The sequence below is a fragment of the Paludibacillus litoralis genome (assembly GCF_037646705.1).
In the GTDB taxonomy this organism is placed as follows: Bacteria; Pseudomonadota; Alphaproteobacteria; order Rhodobacterales; family Rhodobacteraceae; genus Pikeienuella; species Pikeienuella litoralis.
Genome location: NZ_JBBHER010000004.1, coordinates 24,131 through 50,989 on the forward strand (window position 1 = coordinate 24,131; position 26,859 = coordinate 50,989).

Genomic DNA, 26,859 nt, shown 5'->3' on the forward strand with positions numbered 1-26,859 from the left:
CGGGCGATCATCGCCCGTCTTCGTTTCCATGCCTTGGTCGATCTGGCTGTCTCAGCCTTTCGGCAGAACAAGCATATCTGCGGCGTCCCACGCAACCGCAATGGAGGCGCCTTCCTCCACCTTTCCGACCAGCGCGGCGACTTTACCATGCACGGACGCGAGAATTGCGCGCCCGCACGGCAGAAAAAGTTCAACGCTGGAGCTTTCCCCCTGAAACGCCACGTCGCCAAGGCGCGCCTCGATGCGGATTTCGCCGCTCGCATCCGGGCCGAGACGCAATTTCTCGGGGCGTATCGCCAGCGTCATATCGCCCTCGGGCACGCTCGAAAAGGTGAGAGGCGGCAACTCCGCCGTCTCCACCACGGCGCCGGCGCCGGCGCGGCGGACGCGGCGCGCCTCGAAGAAATTCACCTTGCCGATGAACCCGGCGACGAAACTGTCCACCGGGTTCCGATAGAGCGCCTCCGGGCTCGCGATCTGGCGAATCCGACCCTGATGCAGCACCGCGATCCGGTCGGCGACGGCCATCGCCTCGTCCTGATCATGCGTCACCATGATGAAGCTGACGCCGGTGGTTTGCTGGAGCTTCACCAGTTCCAGCCGCATCTCGTCGCGCAGCTTGGCGTCAAGCGCTGAGAGCGGCTCATCGAGCAGAAGAACGCGCGGCTTCTTGACCAGCGCGCGCGCCAGCGCCACCCGCTGGCGCTGCCCGCCCGACAACTGATCGGGCTTTCGCCCGGCGAGTTGCGAGAGCTGGACCAGCGCCAGCGCCTCCTCGACCCGCGGCCCGATCGAAGCCGCCGGGACCCCGTCCACCTTCAATCCGTAGGCCACATTCTTCGCCACCGTCATGTGGGGGAAGACCGCGTAGGACTGGAACACCATGTTCACCGGCCGGCGGTTGGGCGGCGTCGTCGTCATGTCGGCGCCGCCGATCAGCACCTGGCCCCGGCTCGGCGTCTCGAAGCCGGAGACCATCCGCAGCAGCGTGGTCTTGCCGCAGCCGGAAGGCCCGAGGAGCGCGAAGAACTCGCCCTCGGCGATGTCGAGGCTCACATCGTCGACAGCCGTGAACGCGCCGAAAATCTTCGAGACGGCGCGGATCGAGACAATGGGGCCGGTCATGTCCTCAACTCCGTCGGTTTTTGCAGCCGGATCGCAAAGAAGGTGAGGCCGAGCGTCAGAACGATCAGGACCGTCGAGGCGGCGTTGATCTCCGGCGTCACGGAAAAGCGGACCATCGAATAGATCTTGACCGGGAATGTCAGGGTGTTGGGGCCGGATGTGAAGAAGGTGATGATGAAATCGTCGAGGCTGAGCGTGAACGCCAGAAGCGCGCCGGCGACCAGCCCCGGCGCCATGTGCGGGATCAGGACGTCGCGGAAGACCTGATATTCCGACGCGCCGAGATCGCGCGCCGCCTCCGCCATCTCGGGGCTGAAGCTCTGAAGGCGCGTCCGGATCACCATCGCCGCGAACGGAAAGGAGAATGTGATATGCGCGGCGATGATGTTGCCGAGATTGAGCGGCCATGGCGCCTCGGGCGGAATGGTGAGGCCGGTGGCGGCGAAAAACACTGCGAGGCTGACCCCCATGCAGATCTCCGGGATGACGATGGGCAGCGCCACCAGCCCTTCATAGACCGGCTTCAACGGAAACCGCCACCGCCAGAGCAGGACCGCGGTCATCGCGCCGAGGATCACCGCGACGATCGTGGAGACCAGCGCGATGACGAGCGAGTTCACGAAGGCTTCGACCAGAGAGTCGTTGTTGAACGCCTTGACGTAGAAATCGGTGGTGAAGCCGCGCCAGATGACATTGCCGCCCCGCCGGGAGTCGTTGAAGGAAAAGATCACGAGCACGACGATCGGCGCGTAGAGAAAGACGAACACGGCCGCGAAGATCGCCCGCATCGAGGCCTTGCGCGCATATTGGAATGGGCTCGCCCTCATGCCCGCCGCCCCCTCGCCGCCCGCATGTCGATCACCGCCCGGATCGCCAGAATGATGAACGTGACATAGAGCAGGAACAGCGACAGCGCGGAGCCGAACGGCCAGTCGTTCGCGCGCTTGAACTGCCGCTCGATCACGTTGGCGATCATGTCCACCTGGCCGCGGCCGAGAAGGTCCGGCGTGAGAAAGGAGCCGAGCGCGGGGATGAAGGTGATGATCGCGGCCGTCGCCAGCCCGGCGGACGTGAGCGGAACGAGGATCAGGAAAAAGGTCCGGACCTGCCCGGCGCCCAGATCCATCGACGCCTCGAGATAGGACCGGTCGAGCCGCTCCAGCGCGGAATAGATCGGCAGGATCGCGAACGGCAGATGGACATAGACGAGGCCGAGCGTCACGCCGAGCTCCGTCCCGAGGAAGGTGACCGGCGTGAAGCGCTCGCCAAGGAGGCCCGCGAGCCCGATCACGCCCGCAAGCGCGTCGCCCTGATGCCAGAGCCATTCGAGCGCGCCGTTGAGCCGCCCGCGCGCGCCGAGAATGTTCAGCATGGCGTAGGTCCTGACCAGAAGATTGGTCCAGAACGGCAGCATGATGATCAGTAGAAGCCATGGCTTCCACCTGGATTCCGCCGTCGCGATCACCAGCGCCACCGGATAGGCGACGACGATGCACACGATCGTGGCGACGCCCGCGAGCCGGACCGTCCGCCAGAAGAGCGTGATGATCTCCGGCTGGAAGATGCGGGCGTAGTTGTCGAGCGTCCACGTCGTCCGGATCTCGGTCAGCGTGACGTTCTCACCGAAGGAATAGACCCAGATGATCCCGATCGGGATGAGAAAGAAGATCGACAACCAGAGCGCGGTCGGCCCGGCGAAGGCCGCGAACGCCGGAATGGAGCGCCGCCAGCTTTCCATTCCGACCTTATCGCCCTTTCGGCGGGAGCGGCGCCGCGCGCGCGGCGCCGCCCGCCCCCGGCGACGAGGCCGTCAGCGGCGTCACCCCGCCGCCTTGACCCGCGTCCACGCGGCGTCGATCAACTGCGTGATTTCCTGACCGGGATAGGTCAGCACTTCGGAATTCGCGATCGCCGCAGCGTCCGGGAAGATCGCCGGATTGTTCCGGTAGGATTCGTCGGTCAGCGCCTTCGCGGCGGCGTTCGGGGTCGCGAACTGGATGAATTCCGCGATCTCCTTGCCCGCCTCGGCATCGAGGAGATAGTTGATGAACGCATGGGCGCCCTCGGGGTTCGGCCCGCCGTTCGGGATGCAGAGCGTATCCTCCCAGAGCATGCCGCCCTCCTTCGGGATGGCGTAGCCGATGTCGTCGTCCTCGGCCATCACCTGAAGAATATCGCCATTCCACTCCATCGCGAGATCGACTTCGCCCGCCAGAAGCAGATCCTGGCCGTTATCCGGGGCGAATGCGGCGATGTTCGGCTTCTGCTTGATCACCATCGCCTCCGCGGCGGCGATGTTCTCCGGCGTCCAGCCGTTCAGCGACTCGCCCATCAGCTTCAACGCCATCGCGAACACGTTCTGCCCGTCGCCCAGCATCGAGATGCGGCCGGCGTAGCGGTCGGACGTGTAAAGCCAGGACCAGCTGTCGGGAACCTCGTCCACCGCCGATTTCCGGTACCCGATCCCGACCGAGCCCCACATATAGGGCAGCGAATGTTTCCGGCCCGGATCAAACGCCGGATCAAGAAACTCCTCGGATATATTGGAAATATTCGGGATTTTGTTGTGGTCGATCTCCGACAGCATGTTCGCCAGCACCATCCGCTCGACATAGTCGGTGGTCGCGACGACCACGTCATAGCCCGGATTGCCGGTCTTCAGCTTGGCGAACAGCTCGTCATTCTCGGCGAAGAGGTCCATCTGGACTTCGAGGCCGGTCGCGGCGGTGAAATCCGCGAGCGTCGTCTCGCCGATATAGGTGTCGTAGTTGTAGAAATTGACCTTGCCGGCGGCGGCCCGCCCGGCCTTCGGTAGGGTGAAATTGAGCCCAACGGCGCCCATTCCCAAGAGTGCGGCGCGGCGACTGATTGGCGAGCGCATCATTTCGTCTCCCTGCGTCAGGTTACATCCCGTGCGAAGCGGCACTCTCTACGCATCTGTGAAGCGCGTTCAAGGGATTTTTTGCGACGCAGCAGTCTCCTTCCCGCCCGAGAGGGGCGGGGCGGGATCGATGGGGCTCCGACAGGCGCCTGCGCGCCCACGCCCCGCTCCGCGCCGTTCACGATCAGGCGCGCGCGGGCGCGCTCAGAGCCCTTCCGGCGTGATCAGCGGCGCCGGGTCGCCTTTGACGATCAGCGGCGCGCCGGTCATCTCCTGAAGCCGCGCGACGGAAACCCCGGGCGCGATCTCCTTCAGCACGAATCCCTCCGGCTCGACCGTGATCACCGCGAAATCGGTGTAGACGCGCTTCACCACTCCCGCCCCGGTCAACGGCTTGGCGCAGCGCTCCACCAGTTTCGGCGCGCCGGACCTGTCGACGTGGGAGGTCAGCACCCGCACCTCCCGCGCCCCGGCCGCGAGGTCCATCGCCCCGCCCACCGCCGGCACGCCGCCCGGCCCGGTCGACCAGTTGGCGAGATCGCCATTGGCCGCGACCTCGAAGGCGCCGAGCACGGCGATGTCGATATGCCCGCCCCTGATCATGGCGAAACTGTCGGCGTGGTGGACGATCGAGACGCCAGGCAGAAGCGAGATCGGCTGTTTCGAGGCGTTGATCAGGTCGTAATCCTCCTCGCCCGCCGGGGGCCGGCCGCCGAAGCCGAGGATTCCGTTCTCGCTCTGGAAGGTGATGTGCCGCTCCGCCGGAAGATGGTTGGCGCAGAGGACCGGGATGCCGATGCCGAGATTGACATAGGAGCCATCCTCGATGTCCTGCGCCGCGCGCCAGGCGATCTGCTCCCGGTTGAGACGATATTTCGCCAGATCATCGGTCATGGATAGGCCACCCCGCGCGCTACAAGATCCTCTTCCTGGGCCGGATCGGGCACAAGCGCGATCCGGTCGACGAAAATTCCAGGGGTGATCACATGTTCGGGATCGATGCCGCCGGGCTCCACCACCTTGCGGACCTGGACGATGGAGCAATCGGCCGCCATGCACATGATCGGGCCGAAATTCCGCGCCGTCAGCCGATAGGTGAGGTTGCCGTACCGGTCCGCCACCTCCGCCTTCACGAAGGCGAAATCGGCGCGAAGCCAGGGCTCGAGCACGCAGGGGACGCCGTTGATCACGCGCGTCTCCTTGCCGGCGGCGAGCTCGGTGCCGGCGCCGGTGCTGGTGAAGAATGCCGGGATCCCGGCGCCGCCCGCGCGGATCCTCTCGGCCAGCACGCCTTGCGGCACCAGCTCCAGCTCGATCTTCCCGGCGAGGTATTTCTCCCGGAAGGCGCGGCTGTCGCTGGTGCGGGGGTAGGAGCAGATCACCTTCTCCACCCTGCCCGCGTCGATCAGCGCCGCGATTCCAACCCTCCCGGTGCCGCCATTGTTGTTCACGATGGTCAAGCCGCGCGCGCCCTGGTCGAGGAGCGCGTGCGTCAGCTCGATCGGGATGCCGGCGCCGCCGAAGCCGCCGGTCATCACCACCGCTCCGTCGCCGATTCCGGCGACCGCTTCATGAGCGTCTGTAACTGGTTTTGTCATGGAGCGGACTTTTACTCATGGCCGCGGGAAATAAAAGCGGCCTTTTACGTCATAGTCCCGCCTCTGTTTCCGCGGAACAGGCCTCGGCGCGCCTCGCCGGGGGCGGCGCGCGCTGTCCTTCTCGGCCGAGTCCGCGTTCAGAGCACCGTCTTGCGCGCCGCCATGACGCGGATGAGCGGCGATGTTTCCTGCGAATAGGAGATCCGCGTTCCGAACGGGGTATTCGCCTGGGCGTCCATGATTTCCTTCATCACCTTCATGAACGACGCCTGAGAGACATCCAGGTGCGGCGGCAGGTGGGAAAAAGTGGCGCCCGCCGTGTTTGTTCCGCTCCAGGGGATATCCCAGTTGACGGTGAGCATATGCGCTTTCTTGGGAACGCCGCCTCTCAACCAGTATTTCACCGCGCCGCCGGAGCCGCGCGCGGCGCCCGAGCTCTTCACATGCAGGAAGACGCTCCACTCGCCATTATAGATCGTCGGGTCGGGCTGGTATTTGAAGATCTTGCCGTGGGCGCTTTCGAGACTGTCGAATTTCAGGGTCGATCCGGTGGCGTTGTAGATCATAATCAGCGCCGAGACCCCGGTTCCGTATTCCTCTTTCATCCCGTTCACGCGTTCGATCGCCGCCTCTTCGTGGCCAAGCCCTTTCGCCCCCTCGGCGTTCAGCGCGGCGTAGGCGTCGCTCGCGAGTTCCTCGAAATCGGGCGTCTGCCCGGCCGCCTCGAGCGTGTCATAGCGAAGGGGTCTGCCATATTTCATGTTCTTCTTCCTTCTGGTTGACGCAGGCCGGTTTCAGCCCGCTTTGATGCGGTCTTCGGGCGGCGCGCGGATCAGCCGCCGCTCATCGAGCGGAACATCGGCGCGGCCATCTGCGCGCGCATCGTCGCGCTCATCGGCGCCTGCATCGCCACCATCATCGACGCCGGCATTCCGGGCCCGAACCAGGTGCCGATCAGGAAATCGACAAGAGCCGTCACTGCGACGCCAAGGAGAATGATGGCGCCGGTCGCGATCAGCACCGCCGCGGCCGGAGGGACTCCCGCGCTCGAAAAGCCAGCGATCACCGTATCGACGCCCGCCACCGCCGCGCCGCCAAGCACGACCACCTCGCCGCCTGCGGCGGCCGCCGCGCCCGCGCCGAGGCTGGCGGTCCACGCCGCGATGACCGTGCCGATCGCCGCCGTTCCCGCGACCACGGCTTCAGACGTGATGACGAGACCGAGGCCGATGGTCGCCGCGAGCGGAATCGCGCCTTTCGCGAGGGTCGTCGCCCAGTGCGCGTCGTCGGCCGCCGCGCGGATCACCACATTGACGACCAGCAGGCCGACGCCGACCCAGCCGATGAACCGGCCGACCGACGCCGCGCTGACCCGGTTGGCGGTGAGGGAGAGCTTTTCGTCGATCGTCGTGAGAATCTTCTCGCTCACGGTCAGCGTCATGCTCTTGATGGAGGCGTCGCGCGTGGCGGCGGCCATGGCGCGCACCTGTTGATTCCAGAATTTCTCCGCAAGGCCGAGATACTTCTTCGGATCGGACGCAAGGGTCCGGAGGCTGCGGAGCGCTTTGCCCGCCTTCTCGATGATCTCCGCCGCCGCGACCGCCTGGCGCGGCGCGGGCGCGCGGGCGATCGCGGAGATGTCGGCGCGGCGCGCGGCGGCCCCGCCATGGATCGTCTCGATCTGGGCGGCGCGGACGTCGATCGACGCCGTGGTCCGGAGAGAGAGCTTCAGCGCTTCGAGGACAACCCCCCGGGAGGCGGCCTCCGCCTCCCGCGCCGCGGCGTTCGCGGCCGCAGGGCTCCCGATGTCGGCGAGAATTTCGCCGAGGCGCGTCTCCGTCTCCGTGACCCGCTTGAGCGCTTCGATCCGATTGGAGCGGCGATCGAACTTCGCGGCCATCAAAGCGCCGACATCCGCTTTGAATGCGAGCGAGGCGGCGTTTCGTATCGCGGCGATCTCTCGATTTGCGTCCACAACCGGGCCTTTATGTCGGTGGGATGAGCCAATGTAGACTGGAATCGACCAAAACGCGAATAATTACTGCGTCTTCGCGCATCGTGAATTTTGCGCCCATCGGCGCCGCGGCTCTGGCGCTTTCGTTGCAGCGCGCATTAAGTTGCCGCCAAGCCGGTGAGACCGAAGATCAGGATATATCGTCATGCAGAGTTTCGACCCCACGCGCCTCGCCCGTATCGACGACTGGATGCGGCGCTATGTGGATGAGGGGAAATTCCCCGGCTCCACGTTTCTGCTCGCGGAGAGGGGCGAGATCGTTCACCGCGCCTCGGCCGGGTATCGCGCGGTGGAGGCGAAGGCGCCCTTCGAGGAAGACACGATCGCGCGGATCTACTCGATGACGAAGCCGATCGTCTCCGTCGGGCTCATGATGCTGGCGGAGCGCGGGCTCTTCCATCTCGACGCGCCGGTCAGCGCCTTCCTGCCGGAATTCGCGGAGTGCCGCGCGCTGGTCCCGGGCGCCGCCACGGCGGACGACGTCGCGCCCTGCCCGCCCCCGACCCTGCACCAGCTTCTGACGCACACATCCGGGCTCACCTACGGCTTCAACCCCGGGCTCGCCGCCGCCGCCTACGCCGAGGCGAAAATCGACTTCGCCCCGGACAGGCCCGGCCTGGCGGAGATGACGCGCGCGCTCGCGGCGCTGCCGCTCGCCTTCACGCCGGGCGCGCGGTGGGAATATTCGGTCGGGATCGACGTGATCGGCCGGGTGATCGAGGTCGTCGCCGGCCGCCCGCTCGACGAATGGCTGCGCGACGAGATCCTCGAGCCTCTCGGCATGAAGGACACCGGGTTCGCCATTCCGGACGCCAAGATCGGCCGGCTCGCGCATCTCTACACCTCGCTCGAGAGCGGCTCGGCCATGAGCCTCGGCGCGGCCGGGCGAGGGGTGATGCGGGAGGTGGAGACCGCGGAAGGCAGCGCCTGGCGCGGGACCCGCACCTTTTCCGGCGGCGGCGGGCTGCTGTCGACCATCGACGATTATTTCGCGTTCACCGAGATGCTGCGCAAGGGCGGCGCGCATCGCGGGGCGCGGCTGCTCTCGCCCGCCACGCTCGCCTTCATGCGGCGCAACCATCTCTCCGGCGACATCGCCTCGATGGGGCCGAAGAGCTTCGCCGAGACGCCGATGACCGGGATCGGATTCGGCGTCGGCGGCTCCGTCGTGCTCGACCCGGCGCTGGCGCGCGCGCCGGGGAATGTCGGCGACTTCTCCTGGGGCGGCATCGCGTCGACGGTGTTCTGGCTGGATCCGGTCGCCGATCTCACCGCCATCTTCTTCACTCAGCTCACGCCGTCCTCGAGCTATCCGGCCCGCTCGGAGCTGAAGGCGCTGGTCCATGGGGCGCGCACATGAGCGCGCTGACGCACGATCTCCTCCGCCTGCTCGACATCGAGCGGCTCGAGGTCGATCTTTTCCGCGGACAGGGCGAAGGCGGCGAGAACGGCAAGCGGATCTTCGGCGGCCATGTCATCGCGCAGGCGCTGACGGCGGCGTATCGGACCGTTGAAAACCGTCTCTGCCATTCGCTGCACGCCTATTTCATCCGCCCGGGCGACCCGACGATCCCGATCATCTTCGAGGTGGACCGCGCGCGCGACGGCGGCAGCTTCACCACCAGACGCGTGATCGCGGTGCAGCACGGGAAACAGATCCTGAATCTCGCGGCCTCCTTCCAGAAGGAGGAGACGAGCTGGACCCATCAGCACGACATGCCGGAGGCGCCGCCGCCGGACTCGCTGCCGCCGCGCGAAGACGCGCGAAAGGCGGCGGCCGCGCATCTGCCCGAAGAGATACGCGAGCATTTCCTCCGGCGGCGCCCGATCGAGATTCGCGAGGTCGACCCGATCGACCTGCTGAAGCCCGAGAAGACCAGCGACTACAACCGACTCTGGTTTCGCGTCGCCGACATGATCGAGGCGGAGCCCTGGGTGCATCACTGCCTGATGGCCTACGCGTCCGACATGTCGCTTCTGAGCTCCGGCAATCGGCGGCACGGCATCAGCTGGTATACGGGCGAGGTGATGGGCGCGAGCCTCGATCACGTCATGTGGTTTCACGCGCCGATCAGCTTCGACCAATGGCATCTCTATGAAATGGACAGCCCGTTCAGCGGCGGAGGCCGGAGTTTCAACCGTGGAAAGATCTTCACACAGGACGGCCGCCTCGTCGCCTCGGTCGCGCAGGAGGGCTTGATGAGGCCGATCACCCGGCCGCCCCGCGCCGAGAAAGCGTGAAGTCCACGCTCCATCCGGGCAAGTCGAAGATCGACATTGCCCACTATGCGTCTCCCCTATAGGGTCGACTCAACAAGAGCGAATTGCTCGATTATCAGAAGTTGAGAACAAGGGGGATGCATGGCGTCGGTCGAGTTCCGCGATGTCCGAAAGTCGTTCGGCCCGGTCGAAGTGCTTCACGGCGTTTCGGTCGATATCGAGGAGGGGCAGTTCGTCGTCCTCGTCGGCCCCTCGGGTTGCGGCAAATCCACCCTTCTGCGGATGCTCGCCGGACTGGAGCACGTCACTTCGGGTGAGATCGTCATCGGCGACAAGGTCGTGAACGATGTTCCGCCGAAGGAGCGCAACATCGCGATGGTGTTCCAGAATTACGCGCTCTATCCGCATCTGACCGTCGGCGACAACATGGGCTTCTCGCTGAAGCTGGCGAAGGCGCCGAAAGCCGAGATCGCGGCGAAGGTGGGCCCGGCGGCGGAGATCCTCGGCCTCTCCCACCTGCTCGACCGCTATCCGCGGCAACTGTCCGGCGGCCAGCGCCAGCGCGTCGCCATGGGGCGCGCGATCGTGCGCAATCCGCAGGTGTTCCTGTTCGACGAGCCGCTCTCGAATCTTGACGCCAAGCTCCGGGTCTCCATGCGGAGCGAGGTCAGGAACCTGCACCAGCGGCTGAAGACCACGACGGTCTACGTCACCCACGATCAGATCGAAGCCATGACCATGGCCGACAAGATCGTCGTCATGCATGACGGCAGGGTCGAGCAGATCGGCACCCCGCTGGACCTCTACGACCGGCCCGACAATCTGTTTGTGGCGAGCTTCATCGGCTCCCCCGCCATGAACATGATCCCCGGCCAGATCGACCCCGAGGACAGCACCCGGTTCCAGACCAAAGACGGCATCATCCTGCCGATTTCGAACCCGGGCGGCGCGAAGCCGGGGCGGGAGACGGTCTTCGGCCTGCGCCCGGAATCTTTCCGGGTCGGCGGCGATATCCCCTTCAGGATCGACGTGGTGGAGCAGACCGGATCGGAGACGCATGTCGTCGGCAAGATCGGCCAGGCGGATGTGATCGGCGTCTTTCGCGACCGCATCTCGACGGCGCCGGGCGAGGAGATCGGCGTCTCGGTCGATCCGGAGGCGACGCATCTCTTCGACACTGAAACCGGCAAGCGCGTTTCGCTCTGAGGGCCGGAGACTGAAATCAGCGTCGCTGGTTGGAGGCTGGCGGCGTGACCAAAGGGAAGAAAGCGGGCCTCCCGTTTCAAGACGACCAACGCCCGCATGAGGAGGAAATGCCATGTCTATCAATCGCAGAACGCTGCTGGCGGGCGCCACCGGCTTCGCCGCCGCTCAATCATTCGGCCTCGGCGCCTTCGCGCAAGGCGCCACGTTCACGCCCGAGGAGGGCGCGGAGCTGCGCCTGCTGCGCTGGGTTCCCTTCGTGAAGGGCGAGGAAGACGCCTGGAACGCCAACACCCAGGCCTTCACCGACAAGACCGGCGTTCCGGTGCGCATCGATCAGGAAAGCTGGGAGGACGTGCGCCCGAAGGCCGCCGTCGCCGCCAATGTCGGCTCCGGCCCCGACATGGTGATGAGCTGGTTCGACGATCCGTTCCAATATCCCGACAAGCTGATCGACGTGACCGACCTCGCCACCTCGCTCGGCGAGCAGCATGGCGGCTGGTATGAGGGCGTCAAAGGTTACGCGGTGGACGGCGACCGGTTCATCTCGGTCCCGCTCTGCGTCATCGGCAACGCCGTCTGCTATCGCAAGAGCCACATGGAAGCGTCGGGCTTCAGCGAATTCCCGACCGACACCGACGGCTTTCTCGAGCTGTGCAAGGCGATGCAGGCCAACGGCACCCCGGCCGGGTTCCCGCACGGCAAGGCGGTCGGCGACGGCAACAACTACGCGCACTGGCTGCTCTGGGCCTTTGGCGGCAGAATGGTCGACGAGAACAACCAGGTCGCGATCGACAGCCCCGAGACGAGGGACGCCATCGAATACGCCAAGAAGCTCTACGCGACCTTCATCCCCGGCACCGAAAGCTGGCTCGACATCAACAACAACCGCGCGTTCCTCGCCGGTCAGATCTCGCTGACGGCGAACGGCGTCTCGCTCTACTACGCCGCCGCCAAGGATCCGACGATGAAGGAGATGGCCGACGACATCCGCACGACGAACCTTCCCGTCGGGCCGACCGGCGTGGCGGCGGAGATGGCCCAGACGACCACCATCTCCATCTTCAACCACACCAAGTATCCCAACGCGGCCAAGGCTTACCTCAACCACATGTACCAGTCGGACAACATGAACGCCTGGATCCAGGGCGCGAGCGGCTATTGCTGCCAGGCGCTCAAGGAGTTCGCCGACAACCCGGTCTGGACCGAGAATCCGATCAACGAGCCGTATTCGCGGGCGTCCGCGACCCTGCGGCCGAACGGCTACGCCGGAACGCTCGGGGCCGCATCCGCCGGCGTGATGGCGGATTACGTGCTGGTGGACATGTTCGCGGAGGCCGTGACCGGCCAGAGCTCCGCGGAAGACGCGATCAAGAACGCCGCGCGCCGCGCGAAGCGGTACTACCGCTGACGCCATGAAGCCGGCGGGCGGCGCGCCGCCCGCCGGATTTCACGTCCTATTTCAGGGGAAGACAAAGCGATATGGCCGCTGATTCGACCGTCGAGAACCGCTTTTGGCTGAGCCGCATGCTCGAATCGCGGAATGGGCTCGGGCTGCTGTTCATGGTGCCGGCGGCGGCGTTTCTGCTCTTCTTCCTGGTCTATTCGCTCGGGCTCGGCGTCTGGCTCGGGTTCACGGACGCCAGAATCGGGCGCGGCGGCGTCTTCATCGGGCTCGAGAATTACATCTGGTTGATGGGCGACCCGGTGTTCATGCTCTCCGTCTTCAACACCATCTTCTACACGACCGTGGCGTCGGTGCTGAAATTCGGCCTCGGCCTGTGGCTGGCGCTGATCCTGAACAACAATGTCGCGTTCAAATCCTTCTTCCGCGCCGTCGTCCTGCTCCCCTGGGTGGTGCCCACGGTGCTCTCGGCGCTCGCGTTCTCGTGGATGTTCGACAGCCAGTTCTCGATCATCTCGTGGGTGCTGATGCAATGGGGCCTGATCGACGCCCCGATCAATTTCCTTGGCGACCCGTGGAACGCCCGCTTCTCGGTGATCGCCGCCAATGTCTGGCGCGGGATCCCGTTCGTCGCGATCACGCTCCTCGCCGGGCTTCAGACCATTCCCGCGTCGCTGAACGAGGCCGCCGCGCTCGACGGCGCGACGCCGTGGCAGCGGTTCTACAAGATCACCCTGCCCTTGCTGACGCCGATCATCGCGGTGGTGATGACCTTCTCGGTGCTGTTCACCTTCACCGACTTCCAGTTGATCTACGTCCTGACCCGCGGCGGGCCGGTGAACGCGACCCATCTGATGGCCACGCTTTCGTTCCAGCGCGCCATTCCCGGCGGCCAGCTTGGCGAGGGCGCCGCGATCGCCGTCGCGATGATTCCCTTCCTGCTCGCGGCTGTCATGTTCAGCTTCTTCGGCCTGCAGCGCCGCAAGTGGCAGCAGGGCGGATCGGATTGAGGAGACCGGCGACATGAGCAAAGCGACACAGGCCTCCGGCGCGAGCGACGACATCGTCGGCGTTGAGCAGTTCGACACCCGAACCCGCCGCATCATGATGATCTACCTGCCGCTTGGCGTGTTCGTCTTCGTGCTGCTGTTCCCATTCTACTGGATGGCGATCACCGCGGTGAAACCGGACCATCAGCTGACGAATTACGCTGAATACAGCCCGTTCTGGGTCGTCGCGCCGACGCTGGAGCATATCAAGTTCCTGTTCTTCGAGACCTCGTTCCCGGGCTGGCTGTGGAACACGGTCTACATCTCGGTCTGCTCCACCTTCCTCTCGCTCGTCGCGTCGGTGTTCGCCGCCTATGCGATCGAACGGGTGCGATTCACCGGCGCGCAGGTCACCGGCCTCATGATCTTCCTCGCCTATCTGGTGCCGCCGTCGATCCTGTTCATTCCGCTCGCGTTCATCATCTTCAATGTCGGGATCTTCGATTCCCCGCTGGCGCTGATCCTGACCTATCCGACGTTCCTGATCCCGTTCTGCACCTGGCTGCTGATGGGGTATTTCCGCTCGATCCCGTTCGAGCTCGAGGAGAGCGCGCTGGTCGACGGCGCGACGCGGTGGCAGATTCTCACCAAGGTGGTTCTGCCCCTCGCGGTGCCGGGCCTGATTTCCGCCGGCATCTTCGCCTTCACGCTCTCGTGGAACGAGTTCATCTACGCGCTCACCTTCATCTCCTCCTCCGAGAACAAGACGGTGCCGGTCGGCGTGCTGACCGAGCTGGTGCGCGGCGATATCTATGAATGGGGCGCGCTGATGGCCGGCGCGCTGTTCGGCTCGCTCCCGGTGGTGATCCTCTATTCCTTCTTCGTCGACTATTACGTCTCGTCGATGACCGGCGCGGTGAAGGAATAAGCCGCCTCTCGTAGCTGTCGCCCCGCCCTTTCCCGGGCGGCCGCCGTCCTCGGCGCGCGCGGCCGGAACGAACCCGGCGCCGGTTCAGCCGCGCGGCTCGTCCGGGCGCGCGGCGGGATAGGCCTCGTCGAGGACATGCGCGCAGCCCGTGATCTCGAAGGTCACGGTGTCGCCGACGTTCAGCATGTCGGTGGAGGCCTGACGCACATGCAGGGTCGTCAGCCCGTTGACGCCCGCCGGTTGCGGTTGGTCCGGATCAAGCCGCACGGTGACGAGGCTGGCCGCGCCGCTGAAATCGACGGCGGTCACCGTTCCATGCGTCATGCCGTGGGCGCATGCGCCCGTGCACCGGACCAGGCGCACCTGCTCGGGCCTGATCATGATCCTGGCGCGCCCGTCCTCGCGCGCGGCCGTCACCGGAATGCGGTTCAAGGCGCATTCGGCGCAGCCCCCGACGATCCGCGCCGGCAGGATGATGGCGTCGCCAAGGAATTCGGCGGTCCTGCGGGTGCGGGGGCACCAGTACAGCTCCTGCGGCCGGCCGACCTGAATGAAAGCGCCGTCATACATCACCGCGACCTGATCGGCGTAGGAGAGGGCCTCGGCCTGATCGTGCGTGACGAGGATCGACGCGATCCCGGCGTCGGTGAGGAGGTCGATCACCGCCTGGCGCATCGAGGCCCTGAGGCCGGCGTCCAGCGCCGAGAATGGTTCATCCAGCAACATTAGGGACGGCTTGCGCGCCAGCGCCCGCGCCAGCGCGACCCGCTGCTGCTGGCCGCCGGAGATCTCGTGCGGCCAGCGCTCGAGGGTCGAGCGCGGCAGGCCGACGATATCGGCAAGCTCGGCGATCCGCGCGGCGCGGCGCGGCTCCGTCTTGAAGATCCCGAAGCCGATATTGTCGGCGATGCTGAGATGCGGAAACAGCGCGCCATCCTGCGCGACGAGGCCGATGCCGCGAAGATGCGCCGGCACCGCGCCCTTCTCGTCCGCCAGCAGCTTTCCGTTCAACAGGATCCGCCCCGAATCCGGCGTCTCGAACCCGGCGATGAGCCGCAGAAGAGTCGTCTTGCCGCAGCCGGACGGGCCGACGATGGCGGTCCGCCCGCCCGCCTCCATCCGGAGACTGACGCCGTTGACCGCCATCACCGGGCCGAACGCCTTGTGAAGATCGTCAAATTCCAGAACCGTCATCGTCCGGCCATTCGTCGCGATTGCACAAAGAGGATCCATGTCAGCGGCAGCGACACCGCCACCATGATCAGCGCATAAGGCGCCGCGGCGGCGTAATCCAGCTCTCCGCTCTTGGCCCAGAACGCCAGAGCGAGGGTGCGGGTTCCATTCGGGGCGAGCATCTGAGTCGCGGTCAGCTCGGTCATGATCCCGATCCCGGCCAGCGCCGCGCCGACCGCGGCCCCCGGAGCCGAAAGCCGCACCGTGATCTGCATCAGCGCCTGAAGCGGCGTGCGCCCCAGCGCGCCCGCCGCCTGCTCCAGCTCGACAGGCGCCTGCGCGAGGCTGGGGCGCAGGCTGATCAGCGCGCGCGGCAGGAACATCACCGCATAGGCCGCCAGAATTGTGGCGACGCTCTGATACAGGAACGGCGCGACGCGCACCGTCACGCTGACGAAAGCGAGGGCGATGACCACGCCGGGCAGCGCGCCGATGATGTAATTGCAGGCCTCGAGCAGCCGCGGCAGCGGCCCCGGCCGCCGGATCGAAAGCCAGGACATCGGAACCGCGAACACCACCGCAAGGAAGCCGCCGACCACCGCGAGGCCCGTGGTCTGCCAGAGCGCGCGGCCGATCTCCGCAAACTCCCAGATCGAGGCGCCGCCCTTGGCGAGCCAGCGCCCGATGGTCATGAACGGCACGCCAAGGGTGATCAGCGCCACGACGAGCGGGATCGCCATGCAGGGCAGAGCCGCGCGCCCAAGGCGGAACCGCTCCGGCTCGCGCGCCGCGCCGGAGCCGACGCGGGCGTAGCGCTCGGAGCCGCGCAGCAGGATGTCGAGCCCCACGACCGCGAGACAACAGGCGACCAGCCCGCCGGAGAGCGCGTTCGCCGCCGGGCCGTTGAAGCTGGTCTGGAACTGATCGACGATGGCGGTGGTGAACGTGTCGAACCGGATGAAGACGAAAAGCCCGTATTCGGTCAGAAGATGCAGGGCGACGAGCAACGCGCCGCCGAGCAACGCGAGGCGGAGCTGCGGCAGGACCACGCGCAGAAACACCCGCCCCGGCGCATCGCCGAGCGACGCGGCGGCGTCCTCCAGCGCCGGATCAAGCCGGCGCATCGTGGCGGCCACGGGGAGATAGATGAACGGGAAATAGGCGATGACCGAAATCAGAACCCCCGCCGACAGGCCGTTCAGGCCCGGAATGAGCGTGATCCAGGCGTAACTGTGGACAAAGGCCGGGACCGCCAGCGGCGCGACCGCGAGCCACGCCCAGAACCGCGCGCCCGGCAGGTCGCTGCGCTCCGTCAACCACGCGAGCCCGACCGACAGCGTCGCGGCGATCGGAATCGTCAGGCCGATGAGCACAAGCGTATTGAACAGCAATCCCGCGACCCGCTCGCGAAACAACAGCTCTGTGATCGTCCCCCAGCCGCTCTGGAATCCGGCCCAGACGATGAAGCCGAGCGGAATCAACGAAAACACCGTCACCAGCACCGCCGCGACGCCGATCCACGACGGGCCAGACCGCAAACGAACGGGCCGCGGGCGTGAAGCCCGCAGCGCCTGATCGTCGCTTAGCTGTATCGCCATAACTGGCTCCACGTCGATTCACAGCGTCGGCGGCCGGACCGGCCGCCGCAGAACGCGACCACGCATGTCACATGCGCCGAGGTCGCGTAGGAGCCCGCGCTCCCCGCGCGGGCTCCGAGGGAGAATCCATCTCCGATCTTGAAGCCTCAGAGCAACCCGGCGTCGAGCATCATCTCGTAGACCTTCTTGCTGTCGAGGCTGGAGGGATTGACGTCCGGCGCCTGCAGGTCGGCCAGGGGCGGCAGCGCGGGGTTCGACTCTCCGTTCACCGCGTATTCGAGTGAATCTCCGGTCCGCAGAATATTCTGGCCCCCCTCGCCCGTAATCCATTTGAGGAACGCCTGCGCCTCTTCCGGGTGCGCGCTCGACGCCAGAACGCCGCCGCCCGAGACGCTGACGAACGCGCCTGGATCCTCGTTCCGGAAAAAGTGCAGCCCGACATGCTCGCTGTTCTCGCCGGTCTTCGCCTGATCCCGGAAATAATAATAGTGATAGATGACCCCGGATTCGATCTCCCCGGCGTTGACCGCCTTCATCACCGTGCTGTTGCCGCGGTAGGCGGTGAAATTCCTCTTCATCCCGGCGAGCCACTCCCGCGTCGCCTCCTCGCCCTTCTGATCATATAGCGCGGCGACGATCGCCTGAAAATCCGCCCCCGTGGGGGACGCCGCCCATCGGCCTTCCCATTCCGGGCTGGCGAGGTCCACCATGGATTTCGGCAGATCGGCCTCGGAGAGCTTGCGCTTGTCATAGACGAAAACCGTGCTGCGCGCGGCGACGCCCACCCAGTTTCCATTCTCTGGGCGATATTGCGGCGGCACCTGCGCCAGCGTCTCTTCATCGACCGGAGCGAACAGACCCGCCTTGTCGACCAGAGCCATCGCCGGCGAGTTCTCGGTCAGGAACACATCGGCGGGCGACGCGGCGCCCTCCACCACGATCTGGTTGCCGAGTTCGGTGTCGCCGCCGTCCCGTATGACGACCTTGACGCCGGTCTCGGCGGTGAATCCCTCAACCCAGGCTCTGGTCAGGCTCTCATGCTGAGCGTTATATACGACGATCTCCACCGGCGTTTGCGCAAGGGCCGACGATCCGGCCAGCATGGCCGCGGCGAACGCGAAGGCGCCGGCGAAAAGTGATCCGTGATGTCGCATTCAATGCTCCTGTTCTTCCCGGTGAGTCTCACGGGCGGACATTTGTATAGCTGATAAAAATGGTCAAGTTTAATCTGACGAAATCGGAGATAGTTTTGAGGGCTATAGCGTCGCAGGCGATACGCCGCCCAACCTCGCGCGCCGACGCCCCCTGCGCGGCAGGCGTTTGCAATGGCCCATGGCCCTCCATATAATCAGTATGGATTATGCCGATTAAAAGCCGCCGAACAGAGAGATGGAGAGATCGATGACCCGGATCGACCGCGCCGGCGACGATGTCCAGATCGACGCCGACATCCTCGCCAGAGCCTTCGCGATCAGCGTCGACGACCTGAAGCGCGGCATGCGCGAAGGCGCGATCACCAGCCGCCTCGAGCGCGGGGAGGAGGAGGACGCCGGAAAGCTGCGTCTCACCTTTTTTTCCGCCGGCCGCCATGTTCAGATCATCGCGGATGAAGCCGGCGCGATCCTGTCCTCCAGCACGATGAATGTGGCGACGCCGACTTTCCTGACGGAGAATGCGGCGCATGAGCAAGATTGACATGACCCGGGCCGGCGCCCCTGATGCGGCGTCGCCGACATGCCGTTCACGCGGCGAAAACCGGCCCTCCGGGGGGCTGGTCGGCCGCCCGTTCCGCCGAACCAGATCACAGGAGCCAGAGTCTTGAACACACCTAACCCACGCCCCGGCGCGCCCGCTTCCGGCGGTCTGTCGCATCTCGGACGCATGATCGCGGTCGCCAGCGGCAAGGGCGGCGTCGGCAAATCCACCGTCACCGCAAATCTGGCGGTGATGCTGGCGCGGCGCGGGCTCCGCGTCGGGCTGGTGGACGCCGACCTTTACGGCCCCTCGATCCCCGGCATGCTGGGCATTGCGGTCGATCGGCCCCCATCCATGTCGCCCGACGGAAAGGTGACCCCGGCCGAGGCGTACGGGGTCAAGGTCATCTCGATGGGGATGCTGACCGGCGACGACAAACCGGCGATTCTGCGCGGGCCGATGGTGACGAAATATCTGCGGATGTTCATCACGCAGGTGGACTGGGGCGCGCTCGATATCCTGTTTCTCGACCTGCCGCCGGGCACCGGCGACACGCAGCTGACGCTGGCGCAGGCGTTCCCGCTCAGCGGCGCCGTCGTGGTCAGCACGCCGCAGGATGTCAGCCTGAAGATCGCGCGGCGCGGTCTGCGGATGCTGCAGCAGGTGAATGTGCCGATCCTCGGCATCGTCGAGAACATGAGCGGCTTCACCTGCCCGTCATGCGGCGAGGTCACGCATATCTTCCATCAGGGCGGCGGAAAGAAGATCGCGGAGAGCCTCGGCGCGCCGTTTCTGGGCGCGATCCCGCTTGACCCCGCCATCGTCGACGGCGGCGACAGCGGCGCGCCGTTGGTCGCCTCGGCCCCGGACAGCCCGGCCGCGCAAGCCTATGCGGCGATCGCGGATATATTGACCGGCGACGTGAAGCCGGCCGGCGGCCTTCAGGTTCCTTTCGACTGGAACCTTGAGACCGGCGAAGGCCAGCCCGCGCCGGCGCAGGATGGCGCGCCGGATCAGCCGCTTGCGCTCGACTATGACGCGGCGGGGCTGACGATCCGATGGGCGGACCGGGTCCAGCATATCGATCCGCGCGACCTGCGGCTCGCCTGCCGCTGCGCGGCGTGCCGCGACGAGGTCAGCGGCGAACAGCTACTCAAGCCCGGGGCCGTGCCGCTGGACGTGGCGCCGACACGGATCTGGAGCGTCGGTAATTACGCGTTCGGCGTCGCCTTCAGCGACGGGCACCGGTCGGGGATCTACACCTTCCCCGCGCTCCGCGAGATCGAAAGCGCCGAGGTCGAAGATGTCTGATGCCTGACATCGCCCCGCGGCGGCGCATCCGCGCGCAGGCGTCGCCGCGCGATCCCTCGACCATGCGCTTCATCCTCGACGCGCCGGTTCAGGACGGGTGCTCGGCGCGCTTCGACGGGACGACGCGTGACGCGCCTCTGGCGCAGGCGCTCTTCGCGATCGACGGCGTGAAGAAAGCGCAGGTGACCGGCGAGACGATCCTGGTGACGCGCGCGCCGGGCGCCGACTGGCGCGCGCTCAAGGGTCCGGTCGCCGCGGCGATCCGGCGCGCCCTCGACGGCGACGCCCCGCCGCTCGGCGAGGCGCCGGACGCGGCGAGCGAGGACGACGACGCGGCGCTGCTCGAAGCGGTCACGCGGGTGCTCGACGCGCGGGCGAACCCGTCGATCGCCAGCCATGGCGGGAGCATCAGCGCGGAATCGGTCGAGAACGGCGTCGTTTATCTCCGCATGTCCGGCGGCTGCCAGGGCTGCTCGGCGTCGGCCGTGACCTTGAGACAGGGGGTCGAGACGATCCTGCGCTCGGAATTGCCCGCGATCCGGGAGATCGTGGACGTGACCGACCACGCCGGAGGCCAGAATCCCTTCTATGGCGCGGCCCCGGGCCAGAGCGCGCTCATGTCGCGCCCCGTTCCCGCCGGCGCCGTCCGCTGGGTGGATGGCGAATTGGCGATCGACCCGGAGTATCTCGCGCCCCGGCTCGGGTTGAAACCCGATCAGCTGGCGGTCGCATGGGCGCGCGGGGACATCGTCATCACCACCGAGACCAGTCTCGAGCCGACGCCGGGGCGGACGCGGGTGGTCGCGCGGAGCCCGAAACGCGCATGGGCGGCGGAGATCGCGCCCGACGGCGCGGCGCACGAGATCCCGCCGCCTCGGGCGGCGCCGGCGGCGGAACATGGAGCCAGCCCGCTCACGCGGCGGGTGCGGGCCTATCTTGAAGCGTTGCCTGAAGATAAATTGCCGATCACCTATGGCCGCCTCGCGCGCGGTCTCGGCATGTATGCGCCGGGATCGATCCGCAAGGTCACCGGCGCGCTCGAGGCCACGATGCGCGAAGACGCGGCGGCGGGCCGCGCCTTCATCGCCGCGCGCGTCGGCGGCCGGGGGGGCGGCGGCGTTCCCGGAAAGGGGTTTTTCGAACTCGCGCGCGCCCTCGGCCGCGGCCCGAGGCCAGGCGAGAGCGAGGCCGCGTTCCAGCGCCGGCAGATGCTGGAGAGCTTCGAGGCCGGGCGGAGCGGTGGAGGCGCGGCGAACGCGAAGCCGTGAGGCCTTGCCACATCCGGCCTTCGATCCTATGCCGCTCGACAGGTGGAGGCGGACGATGGCGGATACGCGTGACGACAGGCTGAGGGCCGGGAAGACGGCCGCATGGGTGGCCGAACTCCGGATCGGCGCCCCGGCGCCGCTCGGCCCCCAAGGCGCCCCGAGCAGCATCCGCCGCAAGCGGGTGGAGGGGCGCGTGAAGGCCCTGCCGCTCGGCCTCGTCGGGGACCGTGTGGGCGACCCGGTCCATCATGGCGGGCTCGACAAGGCGATTCACGCCTATTCTCTGGCGCATTATCCGATCTGGAAGCGCGAGTTTCCAGAATCCGCCGCGCATTTCGTCCCGGGCGCCTTTGGCGAGAATCTCGCGGTCGAGGGATTGACCGAGCGCGACCTTTGCATCGGGGATGTCTTCACCCTCGGCTCGGCCCGCTTGCAGGTCAGTCAGGCGCGCCAGCCCTGCTGGAAGCTCAACATCCGGTTCGAGCGGCGCGACATGTCGCGTCAGGTGCAGGACAGCGGCCGAACGGGATGGTATTTCCGGGTGCTGGAGCCGGGCGAGATCGGGGCCGGGGATGCGTTCGCGCGGATCGCCCGCCCGAATCCGTCCTGGCCGCTGGACCGCGTCTGGCGGTTTCTCTACCGCGAACGGCCGGAGACGGAGGCGATCGAGGAGTTTCGCGCCCTTGAGGGCCTCTCCGCCTCATGGCGCGCGCTCGCCGAGAAGCGGCTGAAGACCCGAACGCTCGAAGACTGGTCCCGCCGCCTCGACGGCTAGACGAGGCTTCTGCGCATCGAGGCGGATGGCGGCGCGCCCATGAGGCGCGCATCCCGCGCGCGGCGCATTCCCGGCGGGCATGAGGGGGCGGCGGCCGGCGCCGCCCCATCGGCGCCGATCAGATCACGCCCATGGCGCGCATCGCTTCGGCCACGCGAACGAATCCGGTGATGTTCGCGCCCAGCACATAGTCGCCCGGCGCGCCGTATTTCTCCGCGGTCTCCGCGCAGGAATCATGGATGTTGCGCATGATTTCGGCCAGGCGCTCTTCGGTCTTGGCGAACGACCAGCTGTCACGGCTGGCGTTTTGCTGCATCTCCAGCGCGGACGTGGCGACGCCGCCGGCGTTCGCCGCCTTGCCGGGGGCGAACAACACGCCCGCTTTCTGGAAAATCTGAACCGCTTCGGGCGTGCAGGGCATGTTGGCGCCTTCGCCGACCGCCTTCACGCCATTGCGGACCAGCTTCGCGGCGTCGTCGCCGTTGAGCTCATTCTGGGTCGCGGACGGCATCGCCACATCGCAGGGCACATCCCAGATCGAGCCGCCCTTGACATAACGGCACCCGGCGCCCTTGAGCCGCGCATATTCGGAGATACGCCCGCGGCGCACCTCCTTGATCTCCTTCAGGAGATCGAGGTCGAAGCCGGTTTCGTCCACGACGTAGCCGTCCGAATCCGAACAGGCGAGGACCTTGCCGCCGAAGGCCATGATCTTCTCCATCGCGTAGATCGCGACATTTCCGGACCCGGAGATCACGCAGCGCTGGCCGTCAAAGGCGCCGTTGCGGGTCTCCAGCATGCGCTGCATGAAATAGGCGCTGCCAAACCCGGTCGCCTCGGTGCGCGCCCGCGAGCCGCCATAGGACAGGCCCTTGCCGGTCAGCACGCCGGCCTCATAGCGGTTGGTCAGCCGCTTATACATGCCGAACATGTAGCCGATCTCATGGCTTCCGACGCCGATATCGCCCGCCGGCACGTCGATATACTCGCCGATATGGCGATAAAGTTCGATCATGAACGATTGACAGAAGCGCATGATCTCACGATCCGAGCGCCCCTTCGGGTTGAAGTCCGCTCCCCCCTTGCCGCCGCCGATCGGCAGGCCCGTCAACGCGTTCTTGAAGATCTGCTCGAAGCCGAGAAACTTGATGATGCCGACATTGACCGAGGGGTGAAACCGGGTGCCGCCCTTGTAGGGGCCGAGCGCCGAGTTGAACTGAACGCGGAACCCGCGATTGATCTGAACCTGTCCGGAATCGTCGATCCACGGCACGCGGAAGATGATCTGCCGCTCCGGCTCGCAGATCCGCTCGATGAGTGAATCCTCGGCGTATTCCGGGTGTTTCGAAATCACCCGCCCCAAGCTCCCAAGAACTTCATGTACGGCCTGGTGGAATTCCTGCTCACCCGCGTTTCGATGCAGAACCGTCCTCAGGATCGGTTGCAGTTTTTCATCAATCGCGTTCATCATTCATCTGTTCCTAACCTAGTTCCGCATCAATCCGGTCGGCGAAATCCGACTCGTCAAACCGCCATGCACGCCGGATTTAGAGAAATGACGCGGCGAACGCCAGAGTATGCGGCGCCGCGCGTGTTCCCGCGCGTCGCCGCCGCGAGCCACGACGCCTCGTGGCGAGGACGACCGGAAGGCGCCGTCGCCGAGACCCGCGTTCAGGACGCGCGCGCCGGATCGATCGGGCGTGGGGAGACCGAAGCGCGTTCGAGAACCAGAAGGGACGAGGCCGGGAAGGGCGCGCCCGCGCCTCCGATCCGGCGCTCGGCGGACGGCCGCAGGCGGGATTAAGGATCTGGTTCGCCGTTCAACCGGCGTCGCCGGACGACGTCGAGGCCCATGCCGCCGCGCGATGCGATCCTCGCCGTTCGCGCTTCGGCCGCAAGCCGATGTTCAGAGGATCACTCCGCGACTTCGGCGGAAGACTCGTCGGTTTCCTTGGTCGCGGGCTTCGCCGCTTTCGCGCGCGGGCGGCGCGGGCGGCGTTCCGCCGTCTTCGGTTTGTTTTCCGGCGTCTCGACAATCTCAGAGGCGCCTTCCGCGGCGTCGATCGCCGCGAGCCCGTCGGCGGCGGGCTGCTCCTCGGGCGCAGCCGGCTTCGGCTCCGCGCGATTGTTTGCCTCCGCCGCGCCCCGGCCGGAGCCGCGCCGGCTTCGCTGGCCGCGGCCCTGATCGCGGCCGCTGTCGCCGTCGGACTCGTCGTCATCCGACGCGGCGGCGCGTTGATCGCCGGAGTCGTCGTCGCGATCGTCCTGCTCGCCGCTCGGCTGCTGGTTCTGGTCGCGCCGATCCTGGTTCGCGGCTTCCTGCATCGCGATCAGGATGCGCACGTAATGCTCCGCATGCTGAAGGAAGTTCTCCGCGGTCACGCGGTCTCCCGAAAGCTGCGCGTCCCGGGCGAGAGAAAGATACTTGTCGATGACCTGTTGCGGCGTGCCGCGAACCTTACCTTCAGGCCCCGCGCTTTCGTACACACGGTTCGGCGAGTGTCCCGCGCCTCTGTTGCGATTGTTTTTCCCGCGCGAGCGCCCGGATTTCTGAGAAGGTCTCATTGAATACGTCTCGGTAGGTTTCATGTGTTTCGGTAGCGCTCTTCTGGAGCGTACCCCTCCGATCCCGCCGCGATCACCGCCGCCAGACCGTCTATATGTTTCTGGGTCACAGTCGTCCGCCCATATGCGCGATCAAGAATATCGATCACGTCGGACAAGGGGAGACTAGCGCCCATGAGCCGCCGCTACAAGCACAAATGGCGCTCAGGCGCCGCGTCGATATTCGACGCAGCGATCGCGGCCGTCCATATCGCGATGGACGACCGGCGCGGGCCAGCCGGACGCGCCGAAAATCCCGGCGACCGCCGCCGCCTGGGTCGGCCCGATTTCGAAGAGCGCGCGCCCGCCGCGTTCAAGCAGCGAGGCGAGATCGGGCGCGATCCGCCGGTAGACGTCCAGCCCGTCCCCGCCGGGCGTGAGCGCGAGGCGCGGCTCATGAAGCCGCACTTCGGGGGCGAGCCCGTCCATCTCGGCGGACGCGATATAGGGCGGATTGCACAGAATGAGATCGAACGCGCCGCTCAGCCCTGCTTGCCAATCGCCGAGCTGAAGGCGCGCCCGATCTTCGACGCCGAGGGCCGCCATGTTCCGCTCAGCCACGTCGAGCGCGGCGCGCGAGGCGTCGACGCCGAGCCCCGTCGCCCCGCCCCACTCCGCCAGGATCGTCCCGAGGAGGCAGCCGGAGCCCACGCCGAGATCGAGAACGCGCGCCGCCGGGCGCGCCCCGCCGCCAATATCGAGCGCCGCGGCGATCAGCACCTCCGATTCCGGGCGCGGGTCCAGGACGTCGGCGGTCACCTCGAACCAGCGCCCCCAGAACGCGCGCCCGCCGCGTATGTGCGAGACCGGAATCCGCCTGGAGCGCCGTTCAAGCGCCGCGTCGTAGCGCGCGGCGACGCCCGGCGCCGCGGCCTCGATCCGCCGCGCGGAAAGCATCGCGCCATCGAGCCCGGCGGCCCAGCGAAGGAGAAGTTCGGCGTCCCGCGCGGCGCCCTCGATCCCAGCCGCCTCGAGCGCGGCGACGCCGCGTTTCAACACTGCGGCGTAAGAATCGCTCACGGCTCCATCGCCCCGAGCCGCGCGGCCTCGTCCGCCGCCGACAGCGCCTCGACGATCTCATCGAGGTCGCCCTGAAGAACCTGATCCAGCCGATAGAGCGTCAGCCCGATCCGGTGGTCGGTCACCCTGCCCTGCGGGAAATTGTAGGTTCGGATCCGCTCCGACCGATCGCCGGAGCCCACCTGCCCCTTCCGATCGGCGGCGCGGCTTTGATCCGCGTCCCGCCGCGCCATATCGAAGAGCCGGGCGCGCAGCACCTCCATCGCCCGCGCGCGGTTCTGGTGCTGCGACTTCTCCGAGCTGGTCACCACCAGGCCGGTCGGCAGATGGGTGATCCTGACGGCGCTGTCCGTCGTGTTCACATGCTGCCCGCCCGCGCCCGAGGCGCGCATCGTGTCGATGCGAATATCGGACTCGGCGATGGAGACGTCGATCTCCGCCGCTTCCGGCAGCACCGCGACCGTGGCCGCGGAGGTGTGAATGCGCCCGCCGCTTTCCGTCTCCGGCACGCGCTGGACGCGGTGCACCCCGCTTTCATATTTCAACGCCGCGAACACGCCCGCGCCCCGGATCGCCGCGACCAGCTCCTTCACGCCGCCAAGCTCGGTCAGGCTCTCATCCAGAATCTCGGTTTTCCAGCCGCGCGACTCGGCGAAGCGCGCATACATCCGCCAGAGCACGGCCGCGAAAAGAGCCGCCTCTTCGCCCCCGGTCCCGGGCCGGATCTCGATGATCGCCGGGCGCGCGTCGGCGGCGTCCTTCGGGATCAGCGCCCGGCGCATCCGCGCCTCCATCGCCGGCAGGGCCGCGTCGAGCGCCTCGATCTCCTCGCGCGCCAGCGCCGCCATCTCCGCGTCGGAGAGCAGCGCCTCGGCGGCCGCCCGTTCATCGAGCAGGCGCAGATAGTCCGCCGCCTCCTCCGCCACCGGCTTCAGGTCGGCGTATTCCTTCGACAGCGCCGCCAATTCGTCCGGCGCGCTCGTCTCCGAGAGCTTCGCCTCCAGATAGCCGAGCCGTTGAACGATCTGACTGATTTTATCGCGCGGGATCAT

25 protein-coding genes are annotated in these 26,859 nt (G+C 66.7%); 10 read left to right on the top strand and 15 right to left on the bottom strand.

Features of this window, described 5'->3' with window-relative positions:
* Positions 1 to 51 precede the first annotated feature (51 nt).
* From WG921_RS06995 to WG921_RS07030, 8 genes are all read right to left on the bottom strand, one after another.
* Positions 52 to 1,125, bottom strand: coding sequence for an ABC transporter ATP-binding protein (locus WG921_RS06995; protein ID WP_340108502.1), 1,074 nt, complete (start codon positions 1,123 to 1,125; stop codon positions 52 to 54).
* Entirely contained in the window at positions 1,122 to 1,952 is an 831-nt protein-coding gene (locus tag WG921_RS07000; RefSeq protein ID WP_340108503.1) for an ABC transporter permease, read from the bottom strand. Before WG921_RS07000 ends, WG921_RS06995 begins: the two co-directional genes overlap by 4 nt.
* On the bottom strand, positions 1,949 to 2,863 hold the full coding sequence (locus WG921_RS07005) for an ABC transporter permease (protein WP_340108504.1): 915 nt from the start codon (positions 2,861 to 2,863) through the stop codon (positions 1,949 to 1,951). Before WG921_RS07005 ends, WG921_RS07000 begins: the two co-directional genes overlap by 4 nt.
* Before the next feature lie 81 nt (positions 2,864 to 2,944).
* Positions 2,945 to 4,009 carry an ABC transporter substrate-binding protein gene (locus WG921_RS07010; protein ID WP_340108505.1) on the bottom strand — a complete coding sequence of 355 codons (1,065 nt, stop codon included), beginning with the start codon at positions 4,007 to 4,009 and terminating at the stop codon, positions 2,945 to 2,947.
* Between the two features lie 201 nt (positions 4,010 to 4,210).
* The gene (locus WG921_RS07015; RefSeq protein WP_340108506.1) at positions 4,211 to 4,900 is read right to left on the bottom strand and encodes a 3-oxoacid CoA-transferase subunit B; all 690 of its coding nucleotides are present in this window, start codon (positions 4,898 to 4,900) and stop codon (positions 4,211 to 4,213) included.
* A complete protein-coding gene (locus tag WG921_RS07020; RefSeq protein ID WP_340108507.1) occupies positions 4,897 to 5,604 on the bottom strand; it encodes a 3-oxoacid CoA-transferase subunit A in 708 nt (235 codons plus the stop codon). Before WG921_RS07020 ends, WG921_RS07015 begins: the two co-directional genes overlap by 4 nt.
* A 137-nt stretch (positions 5,605 to 5,741) precedes the next feature.
* The gene (locus tag WG921_RS07025; protein WP_340108508.1) at positions 5,742 to 6,365 is read right to left on the bottom strand and encodes a hypothetical protein; all 624 of its coding nucleotides are present in this window, start codon (positions 6,363 to 6,365) and stop codon (positions 5,742 to 5,744) included.
* A 71-nt stretch (positions 6,366 to 6,436) separates the two neighbouring features.
* The gene (locus WG921_RS07030) at positions 6,437 to 7,504 is read right to left on the bottom strand and encodes a hypothetical protein (RefSeq protein WP_340108509.1); all 1,068 of its coding nucleotides are present in this window, start codon (positions 7,502 to 7,504) and stop codon (positions 6,437 to 6,439) included.
* 259 nt (positions 7,505 to 7,763) lie between these two features.
* Between WG921_RS07030 and WG921_RS07035 the strand changes: the two genes are divergently transcribed.
* The 6 genes from WG921_RS07035 (at position 7,764) to WG921_RS07060 (ending at position 14,363) form a co-directional block, all read left to right on the top strand.
* Positions 7,764 to 8,978, top strand: a complete 1,215-nt coding sequence (locus tag WG921_RS07035; RefSeq protein WP_340108510.1) for a serine hydrolase domain-containing protein — start codon at positions 7,764 to 7,766, stop codon at positions 8,976 to 8,978.
* The gene (locus tag WG921_RS07040) at positions 8,975 to 9,859 is read left to right on the top strand and encodes an acyl-CoA thioesterase (protein WP_340108511.1); all 885 of its coding nucleotides are present in this window, start codon (positions 8,975 to 8,977) and stop codon (positions 9,857 to 9,859) included. Before WG921_RS07035 ends, WG921_RS07040 begins: the two co-directional genes overlap by 4 nt.
* Before the next feature lie 120 nt (positions 9,860 to 9,979).
* The gene (locus WG921_RS07045) at positions 9,980 to 11,044 is read left to right on the top strand and encodes an ABC transporter ATP-binding protein (protein ID WP_340108512.1); all 1,065 of its coding nucleotides are present in this window, start codon (positions 9,980 to 9,982) and stop codon (positions 11,042 to 11,044) included.
* A gap of 112 nt (positions 11,045 to 11,156) precedes the next feature.
* Positions 11,157 to 12,452 (top strand): ABC transporter substrate-binding protein, encoded by a 1,296-nt coding sequence (locus tag WG921_RS07050; RefSeq protein ID WP_340108513.1) that lies wholly within the window; start codon positions 11,157 to 11,159, stop codon positions 12,450 to 12,452.
* Positions 12,453 to 12,523: 71 nt separating this feature from the next.
* Positions 12,524 to 13,456: a carbohydrate ABC transporter permease gene (locus tag WG921_RS07055; RefSeq protein ID WP_340108514.1), complete on the top strand. Its 933-nt coding sequence runs from the start codon at positions 12,524 to 12,526 to the stop codon at positions 13,454 to 13,456.
* Positions 13,457 to 13,469: 13 nt separating this feature from the next.
* A complete protein-coding gene (locus WG921_RS07060; RefSeq protein WP_340108515.1) occupies positions 13,470 to 14,363 on the top strand; it encodes a carbohydrate ABC transporter permease in 894 nt (297 codons plus the stop codon).
* Between the two features lie 84 nt (positions 14,364 to 14,447).
* Here the strand turns inward: WG921_RS07060 and WG921_RS07065 are convergent, their stop codons facing one another.
* The 3 genes from WG921_RS07065 to WG921_RS07075 form a co-directional block, all read right to left on the bottom strand.
* Positions 14,448 to 15,557: an ABC transporter ATP-binding protein gene (locus WG921_RS07065; protein ID WP_340108516.1), complete on the bottom strand. Its 1,110-nt coding sequence runs from the start codon at positions 15,555 to 15,557 to the stop codon at positions 14,448 to 14,450.
* Complete coding sequence (locus WG921_RS07070) at positions 15,554 to 17,134, bottom strand: ABC transporter permease (protein ID WP_340108517.1); 1,581 nt, start codon at positions 17,132 to 17,134, stop codon at positions 15,554 to 15,556. The genes WG921_RS07065 and WG921_RS07070 overlap by 4 nt, the downstream gene beginning before the upstream one ends.
* Before the next feature lie 146 nt (positions 17,135 to 17,280).
* The gene (locus WG921_RS07075) at positions 17,281 to 18,288 is read right to left on the bottom strand and encodes an iron ABC transporter substrate-binding protein (protein WP_340108518.1); all 1,008 of its coding nucleotides are present in this window, start codon (positions 18,286 to 18,288) and stop codon (positions 17,281 to 17,283) included.
* 247 nt (positions 18,289 to 18,535) lie between these two features.
* Here WG921_RS07075 and WG921_RS07080 point away from each other — a divergent pair, with 247 nt between their 5' ends.
* The 4 genes from WG921_RS07080 (at position 18,536) to WG921_RS07095 (ending at position 22,183) form a co-directional block, all read left to right on the top strand.
* Positions 18,536 to 18,829 (top strand): DUF6522 family protein, encoded by a 294-nt coding sequence (locus WG921_RS07080; RefSeq protein ID WP_340108519.1) that lies wholly within the window; start codon positions 18,536 to 18,538, stop codon positions 18,827 to 18,829.
* 123 nt (positions 18,830 to 18,952) lie between these two features.
* Complete coding sequence (locus tag WG921_RS07085) at positions 18,953 to 20,140, top strand: P-loop NTPase (protein WP_340108520.1); 1,188 nt, start codon at positions 18,953 to 18,955, stop codon at positions 20,138 to 20,140.
* Complete coding sequence (locus tag WG921_RS07090) at positions 20,140 to 21,408, top strand: NifU family protein (protein ID WP_340108521.1); 1,269 nt, start codon at positions 20,140 to 20,142, stop codon at positions 21,406 to 21,408. The genes WG921_RS07085 and WG921_RS07090 overlap by 1 nt, the downstream gene beginning before the upstream one ends.
* 55 nt (positions 21,409 to 21,463) lie before the next feature.
* A complete protein-coding gene (locus WG921_RS07095; protein WP_340108522.1) occupies positions 21,464 to 22,183 on the top strand; it encodes an MOSC domain-containing protein in 720 nt (239 codons plus the stop codon).
* A 118-nt stretch (positions 22,184 to 22,301) separates the two neighbouring features.
* Here WG921_RS07095 and gdhA read toward each other — a convergent pair whose 3' ends face one another.
* The 4 genes from gdhA to prfA form a co-directional block, all read right to left on the bottom strand.
* Positions 22,302 to 23,651, bottom strand: coding sequence for an NADP-specific glutamate dehydrogenase (gdhA, locus tag WG921_RS07100; protein WP_340108918.1), 1,350 nt, complete (start codon positions 23,649 to 23,651; stop codon positions 22,302 to 22,304).
* A 446-nt stretch (positions 23,652 to 24,097) separates the two neighbouring features.
* Positions 24,098 to 24,772 (bottom strand): DUF4167 domain-containing protein, encoded by a 675-nt coding sequence (locus tag WG921_RS07105; protein ID WP_340108523.1) that lies wholly within the window; start codon positions 24,770 to 24,772, stop codon positions 24,098 to 24,100.
* A gap of 180 nt (positions 24,773 to 24,952) precedes the next feature.
* A complete protein-coding gene (gene prmC, locus WG921_RS07110; RefSeq protein ID WP_340108524.1) occupies positions 24,953 to 25,807 on the bottom strand; it encodes a peptide chain release factor N(5)-glutamine methyltransferase in 855 nt (284 codons plus the stop codon).
* Positions 25,804 to 26,859: a peptide chain release factor 1 gene (gene prfA, locus WG921_RS07115; RefSeq protein ID WP_340108525.1), complete on the bottom strand. Its 1,056-nt coding sequence runs from the start codon at positions 26,857 to 26,859 to the stop codon at positions 25,804 to 25,806. Before prfA ends, prmC begins: the two co-directional genes overlap by 4 nt.